The organism is Haloarcula salinisoli (genome assembly GCF_019599405.1).
Taxonomy (GTDB): Archaea; Halobacteriota; Halobacteria; order Halobacteriales; family Haloarculaceae; genus Haloarcula; species Haloarcula salinisoli.
In genome coordinates, this window is sequence record NZ_RKLQ01000004.1 from 108,893 (window position 1) to 126,043 (window position 17,151).

A 17,151-nucleotide genomic window follows, 5' to 3' on the forward strand; every position below is an offset into this window, starting at 1 on the left:
GTTCAGCCCGTCTCGCTGAAAACTTGCTTGACGGGGTGACGAAGCGCTGCTAGCCGGCTCAGATCGCCTTTTCGATACGGGACTGACCAGGTGCGAGTGTTCCCTTTCAGGTCTTTGCGGCCGATAATGATTCGTACCGGACCTCTCGGAGTCTTTGCGAGAGATAACCAACTCTCGCATAATGATGTTCCACGGAAACTTATTGATGGTCCTGATACCCACTGGTTGCTATTCTCGTTCGAATACCCACGTTTGAACCAGGTTTGAGCGCTGTCCATGAACTGTTCAAACCGATCTGGTAATTCTTCGCCGATATGGCAGATGAGATATGATGAATTTCCCTTGTCAATGTCTTTCTTCCAGAACTCTAAGAAGACGTGATCAGACGGAGCTTGAATCACATTTACCCATGCTCGCTCTGTTCCCTTTCCGTGGAGCGATATAGAGGAAATTTTCTGCCAGCCGTCCGGTGATGTGCCCGAGTCATAGTAGCCCCGAAGCGGGGGGACCACTTCGAGGGCATGGGCACGGAGATATTCATCCGGGAACGGGACAGAAATCTCAACCGCATCGGGGGAGTCTGGTTTGAGGAGCTGTTGGACAACTTCAGAGTAGCCGTCGATATCTTCAGTAATTGGGATAGCGTGAGGCCATGGAGTCCGAAGTTGGTCTTCTCTAAAGCTCATATCATGGCCGTCGAAATCTTCCTGATAAGCCCAGTAGACTGTGTAGCCCGCCAGGAGAAGCTGAGGGGTTCCGAAGATAGGGAATAATGCACAGGTCGAGTGCCGACTGTTCAGCACTCTGAACTAGGTCTGGCACTCTGATTTACGACTGAAATAGGGATATTTGCCATTTCTCGTACATTATATACTCGTCAGCCGCGCCAAACGAGTTTTCGAGATGTGCCGGAAGCTGGATGAGTTCCTGGAATACAGAGGAGTGACCTCGATCTCGCTAAGGAGCTATCTGAAAACAGCTGCCAGGCTATTTATGCAGAACACATCCGATGAAACATCTGCTCAGTAAGCGTGCACACTGATGAGCTCATTCAATAAAAGTGTCTAATGGAGTGATGCCACGGTGCTGACTACACGCTTTCTGAGAAAAGACGGCGATATCATTCAGTCACAGGTACTGATACCCAGAGTAGCATCCGTCTCTAATATGGATGAACCAGAAAACATATATCAGATCTATATCCATTACATCTATCTTGCAAAGAAGAGACTCAGCCGCTTCATTCACCCGAGCACGCTTGGCACTCGGGTTCGGGATTTCTCTCGGTATTGCATATTTCCTCTATCGGCTTACTATCACTCCCGGTCAATTTGGAATTGATTTTGAGATATATCGAGCCGCCGCTGCAGACCTGCATGCGGGCAAGGTGGTCTATGGTCGTTCTCCTGTCGGCGTCTCAAATCTCACGTACCGCTATCCAATCGTATTATTGGCCCCGTTTTCGCTGTATCTCTTGGTTTCTCCGATTACCGGCTTTGCTATCCATATTGCCGGGACAGTTCTTGTCAGCGTTTTACTTGGACTCACCATTGCGAAGGCAACCGAATCATACGGGCTGCAGCTGTCGAATTATGATCGTATCCTGATCTGTGGATTTATTGTAATCAGCCCAATTAGCGCACCATCGTTGGTAAATGGTAATATCAACCACCACATTGCATTGGCGCTGGGAATCGGTCTAATATGGATGGAACAGAACCGAGAACAACACGCTGGTGTTGCTCTTGGATTAGCAGCGCTTCCAAAGGTCTTCCCCGCTGCTATCGGCATTTGGTTAGTCTGGCGGCGAAAATGGTATACTAGTTTGGTTGCTATAATCACCGGTATCGGGGCGCTTACGGCTGGTGCCGTACTTTTTGGTTTAAACCGCACACAGAGATATTTCGTTGAGGAGCTTCTCCCACGAGGGACTGCAAACGCTGTTTCAGGCGGCCTTTCACCGTCAAGTCTATACGTCACACTTCAGCGGCCTCTTTCCGTTATTTTCACCGATGCAAGCGGAACGGCTCTAACAGTACTCTCTCTTATAATAGTCGCCCCGGTAGTGGCCTACGCATATCTACAGAGTGAAGGTCGTATTCAACAGCTCATTGCGCTCCTCTCGACGTTGTGCGGAATTTTGCTAGTGATCCCCTCGTATACTATGTATTTCGTCCTCGTTTTTTATCCGCTAATTCCGCTATTATATCTTCTCTCAGGATGGCCTGGTAGGATTTTCACGGCGGGTGTAATTTTCATGCAATTCACGTTGAAACTCCATGATGCGACTATGCTGGTTCGCATGCTCAACTTACCTGTCTGGGGTACTGAAACGCTAGTTGTTAGCCTTCAAGCCTTCTATACGCTAGGCACGCCTGTCCTCTGGGGAACCATCGCTGTTCTCATAGCTGGCATTTGGCAGGTACATTCACAGCAATCTGAAAATTAGCGTAATAACACTGTGTTTTATCAGTATATTTCTGCCGAGCTATTAATTCGGCAAAGTGATATTAGAAAGAGTTGATATATGAATGTGCAAACCGACCATTGGGTATTGTGAAATAGAGATTGGTGTTACGGGTCAGTATCCCGGCAGAGTCGCAATAACCCCAATCACACCAATGAAAAATCCGGCAAGGAGTAACCAGAAGGAACCATCGCCTGCGAAGACACCAATTATACTCAATTGGAGAGCAAAGAGTACAAATGCGATTCCTCTAAGAGTGGCAAGAATGTCAGACCGGACATCGCCATTATCACTCATAGAGCAGAGTGATTTTCACCTGTATTTCAATTTTGGCATCAAGTCTGGCCCGTGATGGCTATTCTGTGTTCGTTCGGTCGCTCTTTAATCTGTACTGACCACTGGTCATCCATTCTGACCGGCGATCTGGAATCTGACTATGCGCCCGGTTTGAACACATAGTAGAGAGAGCAGACACGCTGTGAGAACGGTTCTATGACACTCTCGACAAGTGTATACTCCCGTTGCTTTACTTTCACCATAGTTGTCGTGGACTTATAAGGAATCCACTCCAAACACAACCTACGTGACGGGAACCGCTGCACGGGCACCAACAAATTCACGATGGGAACGAATTGGCCCGCCGATACGTCTCGATAGTGCTGGCTACGTATCAACGCCCAAAGACTACGAGGTTGAAGGCCTCTACGCCACCAGCACTGACGGTGCCATCACGGCCCACTCGTTGGATCTGACGTTCCGGGAGATGGTAGATGGAATTTTGAAATCGTATCCGTATGAGCAACAGTATCGCTACGACCGCTCTACATCACTTGAAGACCTTGTTGCCAACGTTCCTGCGAGTTATCTCTGCTTCTATGATTCATATGATCACGCTCAAGGTGAACCCAAACCTTGGAGCGCCGTCTTCAAAGCGCACGTTCTCCGGTGCGTGAAGGGATGGAAAAACTCGACAGCACTCTACCGCTACCTGAAACAGAAGCCATTCCTCTGCACACAGCTCGGCTTCGAAGATATTCCCGACCAGTCAACGCTCTGGCGAGCGTGGGACGACCGCCTCACCGACGTGCAGGATGCCGTCCGTGACGCTGCCGAGGTCGTTGTAGACATCGCTCGGTACCACGATATCTCCGCTCCCGAACCGGAGTTCCTACCCAACCAGCCGACCGAGGCGGTCACAACATCGAAAAGTAAGGACACGCTCGCCCGCGAGAAGGCACGACAGGTCTGGAAGGGTGCGAAGCCTATCGTCACCGATTGCTTCAATCTCGACCGCGCCAGTAACGCCTCCGTTCCAGAAAGTGCATTTTGGGAGCAACACGCCTACATCGGGATGCGGACAGACATGCACGCCAACGACGGCGCACAGTCGTTCACGGAGGATACTACCCGGCAGCGAACACCATCCGGTGACTCCCATCGTCTCCAAACGAAGACACTCGGTGTGGCTCGCGTCCGGCGGATGCTCCGAGAAACTGCTCGCACGCTCGTCGCCCGCGCAAAGTCCAAGGACAAGATGGGCCGCGAGGTGACGGCAGCCATAGACATCACGAAGGGCCAGCCGTGGGGCGGTGAGGTCGAGCGCGACCGTAGCGGAAGCAATACCGACCCATGGATACTCGGCTACAAAGGCGACGACGGGCCGTACTTCCAGTGGGCAGTCATCAAAATTGTCGGCCACGACGTTCCGTTGATTCTCGACGCCGTACCAGTCCAGCGTGGCCGCAGTCGAGCAGACCTTGTTGACGATCTGCTTGACGGTGCGACCGACATCGTGCCTGGTCTGGATCTCGTGATGATGGACCGTGAGTTCGCCCACGACGGCGTGAAGGACGCTTGTGAGAAACACGCGGTCTCGTATCTGAACCCTGGTATGGTCCGCTCCAGCAGTGACCATGAGAGTAATATTGCACGCATGGCGGCCGCTGACGAGGACTTCAACGTCGTTGTGCAGGAGCGACTCGACGATGGCCCAACGCGGAAGGCCGTCTATCTCCCCAAGCGTGAGTGGGAACGGGAAGAAGAGAACGACGATGGTCCGGACATAACGATTCGCCAGGAATTGCTTGAGGACTTCAGTGATGTTGGCGACACCAAACCCTTCTCGGAAGGTAGCGACAGTGACTCTCCATTAGGAAATCTACTTGATGATATACGGGAAGAGGAAGATATCGAGGAACCGGACCGGGTTGACGCACCGACAGTTCCGTTTGAGACGAATCTGGAGTTCGTGGAGAGTGACCCACAGGACGAAGCGGAGATGAAACATCAAGTCGGCCGCCTGATGTCGAAATACAAGCGTCGGTGGGGAATCGAGAACGGCTTCAAGAAACTGAAGACGTTCCTTGCGGAGACGAAGTCACCAGATCACCGTTATCGGTACTTCAACTTCGCGTTCGCCTGCGTACTGTACAACTGTTGGCGGCTCGTGGACATCCTAGTCCAGATGGAGATGGACGGTGAGGTTTCTGACGAACCTGCGATCACGGCGAACTCGTTCCTAACACTGGCGAAGAAAAGCTACGGGCTTGACCCACCCGACTAATCTCGCTGTTCCTTACGGGCTTATTGATTCGTGAGCGGCGGCGCTGTCCTGAACGCGGCTATCATCGATATTTTGTGACCGAAATTCAATAGGTTTCTCAGAAGCACACTCTTGGAGACTCGGTGAATATAATTACAGCACTTCTATGTGCGAAACCTATACATCATAGAGCCATATTCGGAGGATCAGAGAAGCTCACTCGATATAGCGTCTACTTGTTTATCGTCATTCGTTGGCCGAAACTCGACGGCAATGCCGTTCCCGTACGGAAACACGGGCCTTTCGAAGGTAGCAAGGACATCAGCAGTATGCTCTATCTTTGGGATCGGTTCTTCGTGGGCAACAGATGCCGACGGAAAGATCTCCCTGAGCTTCATTGCCGCAACGGTTTTCATTTTTGCTTGAACAGTAGATTCTCCCGGACACATCGACCCCGCAGGATGAAAGAAATGCTCTGCAACAAAGTTACCACGATTATAATGGGAGCTTCGAACGCGCAGATTGCACTCACACAGTGGGCACAGGACGTGGTCATTTACCCCGACGTCGAGCGGAAGGACACGATCTCCGTCGGGATTCATTGCTAGATAGGGCATTACAATCGGTGACGAAAGTCTCTCTTCGCAAGCTAGTACGTGATACGATGAGAAATACAGAATAGACCGTTCAGGTCCAGAACCTCATAATATCCACACATACGCACTATCGGGAGTCCTCGCCAGACTGGCTGTAGCTCAACTCTGATGAGAAGGCGACTTCACACTCACGTCTACCCGCACCGATAGTCAAACACCCTCCAATGGTGCAGCTATCGTCGAAGCACCCTCCTAAAGGCTGAAAATGATTTGCTCATTTTCTGCGGGTCAGACTTGATGAGTATGCTTGTCGCTGTGGTATATCGATGGCTGAGGTATATATCAGTACCTGTCAACCTCTCGGAACTGATATTCACCAGAAGCGATGTGGGCAGTAAGTGGGTTATCTTCAAATCTATTTGTTGCGCTGATTCAAAACAATCTCCTCAAGATCATCATGATCTAGACCAGCCTTGATCAGACCTTCAAAGAAGTGTTTGTGCTTCTCGATTTCTTCCTTGCCGTCGATCATCAGCTGGCCATTGATCTTCCGGTATCGCTCGTCGACTTTCTCCACGAGATCCTCTGAAATGTAAATCGCAGTATGCGGCCTCGACCGTCTGGTATCAGTATCCGATGAGTTAGAATCACCGGAGGTCTCACTGTCCGATTCGCTGTTTTTCGACGAGGTCTCGGTTGTCTCCTCTGCTTGTACCGCTTCTGTATTGTCCAAGTTATCCGTATTATCCGAAGACGCTGTCTCGTCGCCCGTTGAGGAGTCTTCATCCTCGTCACTGCTCTGAGGTTTATGCTCCTCAAACCGGTCCATCAGTGGGTTATCGTCGCTCATTGGTATTGCTCCAGGTGATCCGCGATACGGTCGTACGCTGCGATCACATCCTGCTGGGGACCGTCATCCCATGGATATCCGGCATCTTCAGGGTCGTACTCGAATATCGATGTCCGATATTCTATCGCGTGTTCTACGACATCGCGTTCGGGAACATCGAAGACATGGTCTTCACCGAAAGTCTCGAAAAACCACTCCTCGACCTCACGAGCGACATTACCTTGAGACGGAACTTCATTGAGTACGGCTCCAAGCGTCGTGATACTGTACTGGTCGAATTTCGCCTCGATTGTATCTATCTCCTCGAACAGTATCTCGAGACTGTCTCGCGCAATCGTGTTGGGATGACTCGGGAATAGGACGTTTTCAGCTGCTATTAGTGCCCCGTCAGAAAGTGGGCCAAGGTTTGGCGGACTGTCAATGACGATGAAGTCGTAATCTGTGTCCAGCCTATCTACGGCCTTTCGCAAAGATTCGTGGCCGCCAGCTTCGGAGTACAGGTATTTTTCGAGGTTGAAGTTCTTCAGGTGGCTAGGGACGATATCAAACTCTGCAGAGTCGATAATTAACCGGTCTAAATCATCATATGTGAGGTCGCCCATATCGCTGAGAACGTCAAACAACGCAAACTCACCAGACCGGTACTCCTCTCGAAGCCCCATTTTGAGTGTTGCACCCCCTTGTGGGTCGGTGTCAACGACGAGAACATCGTGGCCTCTGGCATTTAGCGCCCCTGCGGTATTGATACTGGTCGTCGACTTTCCAACGCCGCCCTTCTGCATTGATATTGTAACTCTAAACGTCATGGATTGTTTGTATTAGTCGTATTATCCGGATTATCCGTCTTATCCGACCCATCCGTGTTATCTACATTATCTCTCTGTGACAGCCAATCTTATAAAATTACGTCAGACACAGTATTTACGGAGTGTTTAGCGTTCTAAGGGAACTTTGACCATACTGGATTATACGGATAATACGTATGTGAGGGGACTCTGGAACAGAGTGAAATACGGATAATCTATATAATCCAGATAATCAAGATAATCCGTCAGTCCACATGTCGGGGATAATTTGGGTTACCTGGATAATCTGTTTAATCCAGCTAACATCAGTAATCCCGATTGCTGCGGATTATCCGTATAATCCATTGAGGCACAAAAAGACGGAATCTACTCAGTCGAATCTTGATTATCCGATTGGGGGGCTTCGTCGAAGGCTTCAGCAGCGAGATCAGCGAGCTCTCCGGCCTCGATATGTGAGTAGTGCTCTCGAACAACCTGCTCAGAGTTATCCAGCAGTCGGGCAGCTTCACCATGTCCGTATTTTCGGACCATTACTTCACCAGCCGCTCGACGAGCCCCATGAGGAGCGAGATATCCGTGGGTGTCATCGTCTAATTCAATTCCCGCCCGATCAGTGAGACGCTTCATGACGTCGCGACCGCCATGCGTCGTCATCGCGGAGGGTGCTACCCCGTACTCAGCACAGAGTTCTATCATCGAGAGTTCCCCTTCAGAGACTTTTTCAAGGCGTATTTCTTCTATTTCTTCGTTATCGTACCCCCTCTCCAGTAGACTGTTAGAGAAGTCCTGAACGAGCGTTGAATACGAGAGCGAAGGGAAGACAGGCCAATCATCAGATGGTGGGTCCAGAACCTGCTTCAACCGTTCCAGGGACGGTACAGCGGGTGCTGGCAGTGCTCGGTCATCCCAACGCTGCTTCTTCGCGAGCACCTGGAGACTGTTATCCCCAAGCGAAAGGTCGGACCATCGTAGGCCATCTCGACCACGGCGGCCGTCGTCGATGTCAGCAAGAATCTCAGCACCGCGAACACCGGAAAAGCAGAGCAAATTGACCAATGCTCGGTTTCGGCAGTCTTTGATCGCGGCTTTCGGGTCATCACTGATAGCGTCAATCGCGTTGTAGGCCTGCTCGTCGACATATGAAAGCAACTGCTCCCGGTGCTCACGGGACCACGCCTGTTGCTCACCCGATTTTCGTCCCGTGTCTTCTGGCAGCGGTTCCTTGGCCCGAGTGCGCTGGGCTGGGTTCTCTGAGAGATGCCCTTCCCGAGATGCCCATCCGAGGAAGCCCGATACGTGCGCGTAGTAGTTCTTGATAGTGCCTTCAGCCCAGCCCTGGCGGGAGAGATATCGAGCGTACTCTCGAAGGTCAGCGACAGACAGCGCTTCGAAGGTCGCAGGAGAACCAGGTCGGTCAGAGAGGAATTCGAGGAATCGGTCGATCTCACGCTCCGCGTGTCGTCGATAGTTCCCACTCTCGCCGTCCCGCCCTTTTCCCTTGTCGAGCAGATAGTCCTCGACCACCGAGGAGATTGCGACGGCATCCGTCTCAGTGCCGTCGGAGCCTGTCTTCGGCTCGGATGGCATCAGTACGTCACTCCAGGAAGAGCGGTGTCCCAAGGTACTGGACCCGACAGAGGTGTTCGGGCGATTTGATGGGGTTTAGCCGGGGTTCTGGGCCGAGACATGGTGTTCGCGTTGGGGGAGGGCGGCCATATTGAAAAAAGTGCTTACGTTTATTGGAGTAAACGTAAGCACTTGAGCTCAAGTCTGTGTTGTCCATATTCGGGGGTTTAAAGGCTCATACACACGGTTTTAGGACTAGCCGACACACCATATACTGTATGCCGCTATACTATTTTTAGCTCGTTGGAAGTTGATTACTTCGGAGTTCGGGAGTACAGAGCCAACCCTGTGGATCATCCCTGGATCTGCTTTCCGTGCAGAGAAAGTACCGCCTCAGCCGGTCGCAGACCCTTTAGTAACAATCGTGAGCTGCTCGCTAGTGATATCTGCAAGACTGAGACGGTTCATAAAATCGCTGCAGTTGAGCGATTAGAGGAGACATCGGAGACAATCGATAATACCGCTGGCGAACTCTCGGAAGAAGCGACAGTGCTAGAGTTCGAAATTACACAAGAAACTGGACTGGTGTATCTTGAGTACCAGCCGTCGCCGTCAATGACGAGCATGTTCGATGTCCTCGCCGCATACTCACTCATCGTCGTGCCACCGATAGAGTACACAGACAACTATGGCAAGCGTGGCATTCGACTCACAGTGGCTGGCACCGAGTCCGCGATTACTGCTATCTCTGCAGAGGTGCCCCACGGAATCGAATTGCATCCCGAACAAGTCGGGGAATACGTCCCCGAACGGCCTGGGCTATCGGGCCTGTTGACTGATCGGCAACAGACCGTGTTCGAGGTTGCCGTCGAGGTCGGGTATTACGAAGTCCCACGGGAAACGACGCACGAACAGATCGCTACCGAAGTCTATCGGTCCCCGGCGACGATCTCTGAACAGCTCCAGCGCATCGAATCAAAATTCCTGCTCCAGTATCTCGGTGACTAAGTAGATTTTATATATACTCCAAGAATACTCGGGATTAAAGCTACTAGCAACCGTCCTAAATTGGGAGTATGACTGCTACCGGTGACGCGATTCTCGTTGTCGGCGGATACGGGACCATCGGCCGCACGGTCTGTAATGAATTGGCCAATAGCGTGTCAGAAGAGGTTATTGCGGCTGGCCGTTCCCCCGAAAAGGCACATCGCTTCGCCGACACTATTGCAGGAGTGAATGCTCGTACGCTCGACGTGAACGAGGAGTCATTCGATGAGTCCCTCGCTGGCGTCGGAACGGTCGTCATGTGTCTCGATGCAGCGGACGCCACGTTCGCCAGATCTTGTTTCGAGCGCGGTATCGACTACGTCGACATCTCACCGGACGATTCACTTCTCCGAGACATCGAAACAGCCGATGGCATCGCCCGTAAGAACGGATCTACAGCTGTCCTCAGCGTGGGTCTGTCCCCAGGAATGACAAACCTGTTTGTTTCCGATGCGGCTGCCGAACTCGATACCGTCGACAGGGCCGACATCACGTTGCTCCTCGGTCTCGGCGAAGCATTCGGCCCGGATACGATCAAATGGACCGTCGAAGACGCGTTCGGGCGCTTTTCAGTGCAGAATTCCGAGCAATCAATTTCTGTGACTGGTCTCACGGAGCCGCGAATGGTCAGGATTCCGGAGTGGGGGCGACGGCGGGCGTATCGAGCGAATCTCGCGGATCAACAGGTGCTCGCCCGGACTACGGACATCCCCACGGTGGAAAGCCGACTCTGTTACGACTCTCGTGTTGTCACCCGCTACCTGGCAGCGTTACGTCGGACTGGGCTGTTCCAGCCGGTCGTGTCGATGCTCGGCGTCAACATTATCGTGAAACTGGCCGACACCCTTCCGGTTGGTTCCGACGAATCGGTCATCAAGACGGCGGTTCGCGGCTCGAAGAACGGTCGCCTCAGCCGCATCGAACAATGGGTTCGTGGGCCAGACCAGGCCCGCGCGACGGCACTCGTTGCAGTTCAAGTTACATCGGAACTGGTGGGATCGTCACAACCAGCGGGCGTCTTGCACATTCAGGAACTGTTCGACAGTTCGCCGTTCGTCGAGACGCTACTGGAGGGAAATTACGAAGTTGGCCGTACACAGCAGCAGGGTCGAGTATCCTGAGGTCACGGTTGAGGTAGCCCCACCAGAACAGGTCCTCGACCTGATAATCGAATTCGGTGGCGAGCTTCAGGGCTAGTTCAAAACTCGGGTCTACCGGTCACACTCTCACTGGGGCTTCAAACCAAACATATTGAGGCCCATCAGACCGAGTTTTAGTTTAGACTCATTCTAACTTTAGATGGGTCTAATTTATATGTTGGGCGAGGAATAAGCGTACATGGCTATGCTAAGGCTTGACCAGCGGAGGAGATCATGCCATCGATAGATTACAACAGCGCAGCGAAGGTCACAGAACGCCTCGAAGAGCGACTGGTCGAATCACTCACCGGTGAAACGAACGTCAGTCGCCGCACCGTCCTCGGCGGTCTCGGTGTTGCCGGGAGTGCAGCAGTTGGACTGGGGAGTTCCCGAGCAAGTGCCTCGTCCGGTCACGACGATGAAGACGAACACGGTAACTTCGGTGCGGTGGGCGAATATCGAGATTTGAATTTCGATCCGCATGAGTTTCTCACCGCGTTCAATACAGGAGAGAGTGGGCAGGATAACATTCCTCAACAGGTTTACGAAGAGGACGGCCGAACCGTACGGGAATTCGAGTTCACTGCCGTCGACACGACGATAACTATCGCGCCGGGCGTCGAGTTTCAAGCGTGGGCGTACAACGGCCAAGTGCCGGGTCCGACGATCCGCGCCGTCGAGGGCGACCTGATTCGCGTGGAGTTTACGAATCTCGGACGACACGCGCACACGATTCATCCACACCTGAAGAACCTCAACCCGCGAATGGACGGGATTCCCCAGAACGGCCCCGGCGTCCTTGATACGGGTGAATCCTTCACCTATGAGTGGATCGCCCAGCCCGCCGGTACGCACTTCTATCACTGCCACTCGCTCCCCCTGAAAGAGCACATCCATCGCGGACTCTACGGCACGATCATCGTTGATCCGGACCCCGACCGCGTCAGGGAAAACCCACGCGATTACGTCAATTACCCCGGTCCGATTACCGACGACTTCCGGGCGCAGCTCGTCGAAGAGGCAAAGAGCCGGAATCACGAGTACGCCGAAAACGACGCCGTGAACGAGATGGTGATGGTGATGAACTCGTTCGATACCAACTTCGACGGCGGAAACGAGGTCTACGCGGCGAACACACGGGCGTTCGGATATGGAGTCGGTGACACCGACGGACAGGGCAACTGGACGGCGGGTGAGACGAAACGCCCCATCCAAATCGACAAGAATGAACGCCAGCGCGTGTACCTCTCCAATGCGACGGAGTTCGATCTCATCAATTCGTTCCACACGCACTCGCAGTTCTTCGACTACTACGACCACGGGACAACGCTGACGCCGACGAGCAAAACCGTGGACACGATTATGCAGTGCCAAGCACAGCGCGGCATCATCGAGATGGACTACTCCAACCACGAGCCAGGACTGTACATGTTCCACGCCCACCAGTCCGAGTTCGCCGAACTCGGCTGGATGAGTTTCTTCGAGGTGGTCTAATATGACGGACAAGACACGAGATTCGACGACGGACGGTGGTGTACCAGCCGAGAACGAGAGCATACAACCGCTCGGGCTTCCGCGATGGGTCAGCGCGTTACTCCCGATCGTGTTGCTCGTGCTCGTCCTGGGCTTATTCGCGTTCACATCACCGCTCGCCGGTGTTCAGAGCGGCACCCCGCTCCCAGACGTGACGGTCACGCATACGACGCTTCCGAGCGACGAAACGGTCGTACTGCACGTGACGAACAACGGGCCCGAATCCGTGACGATATCACAGGTCCTCGTCGACGAAGCCTACTGGGATTTCCGGGTTGAAGGAGCTGGTGGTGACCAAACGCTCGCCCCGATGGAAAGCGCACAGATTGTGATCCCGTATCACTGGAATCCGGGATGGGATCTCGAAGTCGCTCTCGTACTGTCTGACGGGGCGACGTTCCATAACACGATCGTCGCTCCGAGTCAGTCACCCGGGTTTAGTCTCAGTCTGCTCGGAACGCTGGCAGTCATCGGGCTGTTCGTCGGCGTAATCCCGGTCGCCTTGGGGATGCTCTGGTTCCCCTACATCAAGACGATGAGCGATCGGTGGCTACACGCCGTGCTCATATTTGCGGCCGGCGTACTGGGCTTCTTGGCGTTTGACGCCGGGTTCGAGGCGTTCGAACTCGCCGAGCGGGTTCCAGGCGCGTACGAGGGTAACCTCTTGGTCGTCTTCGGAATCTTCGGCGCTCTTCTCCTCGTCCAGGCGATCAGCGCGTGGCGTGAGGGCCGCGTCGCCGCTGGTGATAGCCGGGCGAGCAGCGGCCTCTGGATCGCCTATCTGGTCGCGGTAGGAATCGGCCTGCACAACCTCGCGGAGGGGCTTGCTATCGGGAGTTCGTTTGCACTCGGACGTGTGTCACTCGGTGCATTCCTCGTAATCGGGTTCATGCTTCACAACGTGACGGAAGGTCCGGCTGTCGTTGCGCCGGTCGCCCGCGGGGAACGTCCGGCGCTCAAGCACTTCGCCGCGCTCGGCGTCATCGCCGGGGCACCCGTCATCCTCGGTGGCTGGATCGGCAGCCTCGCCTACTCACCGACGATCGGCGCCTTCTTCCTCGCGATCGGTGTTGGCGCTATCCTGCAGGTCAACTGGGAGATTGCGAGCATGGTTCGTGATGCAGGGGGTCGCGTGGCCAGTGCCACGAATCTGCTTGCATTTCTGCTCGGACTCGGCATTATGTACGTGACCGACCTTTTCGTGGCGCTCTAATAAGCACTACCCATTTCTGTTACAATGTCACTCGAAATCTACGATCGGCGAACGGTGTTACGACTCAGCACTGCCACCATGGCGACGCTCAGCACGGCTGGGTGTTTGGGTGGACAATCCTCGTCGGTACAGACCGTCACGATGCCCGGCGACCTCAAATTTGACCCGAAGACCGCGATGATCAAACCTGGTGGGTCGGTTACGTGGACGAACGAGAGTGAGATCGAGCACACGGTTACGGCGTATGAAGACGAGATTCCAGACGCGGCGGCGTACTTCGCAAGTGGTGGCTTCGAGTCAGAGCGTGCCGCGAGGAACCGGGTCTCCGAGGGGCTCATCGCTCCGGGAGAGAGCTACGAGCAAACGTTCGATCAGCCGGGAACGTACGGGTACTTCTGTATCCCACATGAGGGGTCTGGAATGGTCGGGACAGTGCGAGTGAGGTAAGCGGACAACCGACATTCAATTCTCCAAGCCGTCGTCGTCCCTATTACACATATGGTTGAGGCACTCACTCATACTATACTTATCTTCCGTGACGACGTACAAATGGTATGTTCATCGGACATTTTCTGGCTGCGTTCGCCATAGCGGCGAGTGTCGCCGTATGGCGGGGATGGCCAGAAGAGCGCGCGCTTGCGGTCGGGGCGGTGGCTGGCTCGTTCGCGACGCTCCCAGATATTGATATGCTGTACGCCGTAGTTGGGCTTGTCGGAAGCCTGGAAGGCGCCTTCGTAACCTCCGACGCGTTCTGGGCTATCGCAAACGAGATCCATCGCGGGGCCACCCACTCGCTGATCGTCGGTGTCTTCGCAGCAATCGGGTTTGCCGCTTGGCGCGCTCGCGATGGCTACAATTCTGGGGCCGGCACACTCGGTGGCCTCATCCTCGGCGGCCTGGTCCTCATCGTGACGGTCGTCGGCGGGATAGCTCCGGGCGCTGTGGTCGCCGTGTTCGTTCTTGCTGGAGTCGGGTTGGTTACATTTGCCGAGCGCGTCGGTCTCGGCCCGAGAGCCGTTCTCGGTGCTGGAGCCCTCGGGCTCTTATCGCACCCGTTCGGAGATGTGTTAGCCGGCCCGTCGCCGGCGTTATTCTATCCACTTCCTACCGAATCCGGTGTATTGAACGGCCAGATTATCCTCAACCCCGATCCGACACTACATCTTCTCACCGCCTTCTTCATTGAGCTCACGATTATTTGGATGGGACTCTTTGTCGTTGCACAACTGCGAGGATGGCGCCTCAAACAGCACATCAACCGGCGTGCAGCGCTCGGGGTTGCTTACGCAAGTGCGATTTTCGCGATTCCCGTACCGACTGTTGAGACAGCATCACCTTTCGTATTCACCGTCCTCACAGTCGGTTTTATCGGCACTCCGAGTCGTTCGGGTTGGCGAGAAGATAGATCGATTCAGCTGATCGATGCTGTTGCGACTGCGCTTGCTGCCATTACGCTCGCGGCCGCCGCGTACACCGTGACATATCTAGTGCTCCTCGGGTAGTCATACAGTCCCTTGAGAGATGGTCGATCCTGGTCGTGTGAAAATCAAGCTTGTTGTGAACCGGGATATATTAGACATGGAAAATCAACGTTTTCCATTCATTTTCTAGTTCTGACAGTCAAAACCGTGCTATCCAGAGATCAATCAGAGCTGGAAGTTGGAATTGTTAAGATTGTCGTCGCCAGACTATCTCTATCCCAGCCCACAGCAGGCAACTAGTGAGGAGGACCACGAGTTCGAGGACCTCCAGAAATCCCATCCAGACCGGTGTGATGTACATAAGACCATTCAAGTATTTCCCGGGAATGAGCTGTTTAGCAATGATAAGTAAACTATCACGCAAACTGCCTGTTCGTGAGTCAAGATTCGCTTGCGTCGCACTCGGCCCACCGGCACTCTCGTCTCCAGTCCCGAGACGTTCCGCCTCGTATGGGAAAGCGATATTGACGCTCCAAACCACCTCACCTTGTTTGTCAACTTCGAATACACGATTCCCGTTCGAATCTGTAATCAAAGTGTGACCGTTCGGGAGCCGGTCGGCGTCCCGTGGCCACTGCATCCGCGTGTCTCGCCACACCCACGACTGTTCCCAGCTGTCTCCCGTTCGTTGGTACTCAACGACACGGTTGTTCTCCGAATCTCCGACGAGGACTGCGGGACCGCCACGCTCAGTGGGGATGTAATCCGGATTGTGCTGTTCGTAGAGGATACTGTAGTTGTCCTCCTCGCCGAGCGTCCATCCTTCGATGAGACCACTCCGGTTGAGGAACACGACCCGGTCCTGGTTCCGGGCACTCACCATGAGCCGGCCATCCTCGAGCACTTCGATGTCATTGATATGTGTCCAATCCTCAGGGTATGGACCACCCGTTTCTCTGGGGAATGCGCTACTGGCGTTCCACGTCCACTCGGTCTGGCCGGAGGTGGTATTCACAACGAATACCCGGTCGAGGTAGATATCTGCGACGGCCAAGTGTGTCTCGTTGAGCCGGTCGGCATCGTGGTAGCGTGTTGCTTCCTTCCCGGGGGTGGTTTCGCTCCAGACGCGCGTTACCTCGCCGGTCGTCAAGTTGACGCGTTCGTATCCGTTGCGCGTGCAAGCGTCGGTCGAGCGAGCAGCCTCATATTCGTTCCAGACTTCCTCGTCAACCCGGCGCTGGACAAAATTAGTGGTGTTTGGACAGGCCGACGGCTCGAGGTGGTCTGCGAACATATACTCTACAGTGGTTCTCGTTTCAGGTACCGGATCGACGTCCCAGTACCGCGTATGTGAGTCGTTGTAGTAGAGGATACTTCCGTCCGGGTTGAATGCGACAAGTTCTGCTCGGGCACGAGGCCCGCTACTCGCTTCACCTCGCCACGAATTTGAATCAGTCGCGACGACAGTAATATTGTCGCGAGGTTCGACGGCCTGTTGCTGTGGGTTCGCAACCCCCTGGTTCGTGAGATGGCTCTCGAAGGTATCGTTGGTTGCGCCAAGCGTATATCCGTAGGCTAAACCAATACTGGATAAACCGATTATGATGATGAAGAATATACGGAGAAAAGACTTGGATGCCACAATAGATTCTCTGACCAGAGACTAGTTGGTTATGCGTGGGTTAAGATGGGTCTTAACTTTAGAGAATCGCACCGTAGAGCACTGCAAAGGCTGTGATTCTCTTTCTGGTCGATTCTCGGATACTGGAGTGGGGAAACCGGTGTCTGAATAGCACGGGTCGAAATTTCAGCACACCGAGCCATGTTCGATGAGTCAGCGTTCTCCCCACGTTTCACGCTCCAGTTCGCACACAAGTATATCGAGTGGCCAGTCTCAAATACAGGCCAAACCTCGTTTTGCGCCCCAGTGAATCGCCTCGGGATCAAGCCTCGGGGCATTCGCTTAACCGC

The 17,151-nt window shown here is 53.9% G+C and carries 14 protein-coding genes; 8 read left to right on the top strand and 6 right to left on the bottom strand.

Annotated features, from left to right (window positions below):
• Positions 1-2 precede the first annotated feature (2 nt).
• Complete coding sequence (locus EGD98_RS17740) at positions 3-686, bottom strand: hypothetical protein (protein ID WP_220589736.1); 684 nt, start codon at positions 684-686, stop codon at positions 3-5.
• 572 nt (positions 687-1,258) lie between these two features.
• Here EGD98_RS17740 and EGD98_RS17745 point away from each other — a divergent pair.
• Positions 1,259-2,449: a glycosyltransferase family 87 protein gene (locus tag EGD98_RS17745; protein ID WP_220589737.1), complete on the top strand. Its 1,191-nt coding sequence runs from the start codon at positions 1,259-1,261 to the stop codon at positions 2,447-2,449.
• A 132-nt stretch (positions 2,450-2,581) separates the two neighbouring features.
• Here EGD98_RS17745 and EGD98_RS17750 read toward each other — a convergent pair whose 3' ends face one another.
• A complete protein-coding gene (locus tag EGD98_RS17750; protein WP_220589738.1) occupies positions 2,582-2,764 on the bottom strand; it encodes a hypothetical protein in 183 nt (60 codons plus the stop codon).
• A 451-nt stretch (positions 2,765-3,215) separates the two neighbouring features.
• Here EGD98_RS17750 and EGD98_RS17755 point away from each other — a divergent pair, with 451 nt between their 5' ends.
• Complete coding sequence (locus EGD98_RS17755) at positions 3,216-5,030, top strand: transposase (RefSeq protein WP_220589812.1); 1,815 nt, start codon at positions 3,216-3,218, stop codon at positions 5,028-5,030.
• 990 nt (positions 5,031-6,020) lie between these two features.
• On the opposite strand, the gene EGD98_RS17760 is transcribed toward EGD98_RS17755, so the two are convergent.
• From EGD98_RS17760 to EGD98_RS17770, 3 genes are all read right to left on the bottom strand, one after another.
• Positions 6,021-6,455 carry a DUF8160 family protein gene (locus EGD98_RS17760; RefSeq protein WP_220589739.1) on the bottom strand — a complete coding sequence of 145 codons (435 nt, stop codon included), beginning with the start codon at positions 6,453-6,455 and terminating at the stop codon, positions 6,021-6,023.
• The gene (locus EGD98_RS17765) at positions 6,452-7,261 is read right to left on the bottom strand and encodes a ParA family protein (protein ID WP_236039603.1); all 810 of its coding nucleotides are present in this window, start codon (positions 7,259-7,261) and stop codon (positions 6,452-6,454) included. The genes EGD98_RS17760 and EGD98_RS17765 overlap by 4 nt, the downstream gene beginning before the upstream one ends.
• Positions 7,262-7,627: 366 nt before the next feature.
• A complete protein-coding gene (locus tag EGD98_RS17770) occupies positions 7,628-8,848 on the bottom strand; it encodes a tyrosine-type recombinase/integrase (protein WP_220589740.1) in 1,221 nt (406 codons plus the stop codon).
• 327 nt (positions 8,849-9,175) lie between these two features.
• Here EGD98_RS17770 and EGD98_RS17775 point away from each other — a divergent pair, with 327 nt between their 5' ends.
• From EGD98_RS17775 to EGD98_RS17800, 6 genes are all read left to right on the top strand, one after another.
• Positions 9,176-9,835 (top strand): helix-turn-helix domain-containing protein, encoded by a 660-nt coding sequence (locus EGD98_RS17775; protein WP_425433312.1) that lies wholly within the window; start codon positions 9,176-9,178, stop codon positions 9,833-9,835.
• Between the two features lie 68 nt (positions 9,836-9,903).
• Complete coding sequence (locus EGD98_RS17780) at positions 9,904-10,995, top strand: saccharopine dehydrogenase family protein (protein ID WP_220589742.1); 1,092 nt, start codon at positions 9,904-9,906, stop codon at positions 10,993-10,995.
• Positions 10,996-11,247: 252 nt separating this feature from the next.
• The gene (locus tag EGD98_RS17785; protein WP_220589743.1) at positions 11,248-12,507 is read left to right on the top strand and encodes a multicopper oxidase domain-containing protein; all 1,260 of its coding nucleotides are present in this window, start codon (positions 11,248-11,250) and stop codon (positions 12,505-12,507) included.
• A 1-nt stretch (position 12,508) separates the two neighbouring features.
• Positions 12,509-13,759, top strand: a complete 1,251-nt coding sequence (locus EGD98_RS17790; protein WP_220589744.1) for a ZIP family metal transporter — start codon at positions 12,509-12,511, stop codon at positions 13,757-13,759.
• A 24-nt stretch (positions 13,760-13,783) separates the two neighbouring features.
• Entirely contained in the window at positions 13,784-14,206 is a 423-nt protein-coding gene (locus EGD98_RS17795; RefSeq protein WP_220589745.1) for a cupredoxin domain-containing protein, read from the top strand.
• A 107-nt stretch (positions 14,207-14,313) separates the two neighbouring features.
• Positions 14,314-15,261 carry a metal-dependent hydrolase gene (locus tag EGD98_RS17800; protein ID WP_220589746.1) on the top strand — a complete coding sequence of 316 codons (948 nt, stop codon included), beginning with the start codon at positions 14,314-14,316 and terminating at the stop codon, positions 15,259-15,261.
• A 166-nt stretch (positions 15,262-15,427) separates the two neighbouring features.
• Here the strand turns inward: EGD98_RS17800 and EGD98_RS17805 are convergent, their stop codons facing one another.
• Positions 15,428-16,822 (bottom strand): arylsulfotransferase family protein, encoded by a 1,395-nt coding sequence (locus EGD98_RS17805; protein ID WP_220589747.1) that lies wholly within the window; start codon positions 16,820-16,822, stop codon positions 15,428-15,430.
• Between the last annotated feature and the right edge of the window lie 329 nt (positions 16,823-17,151).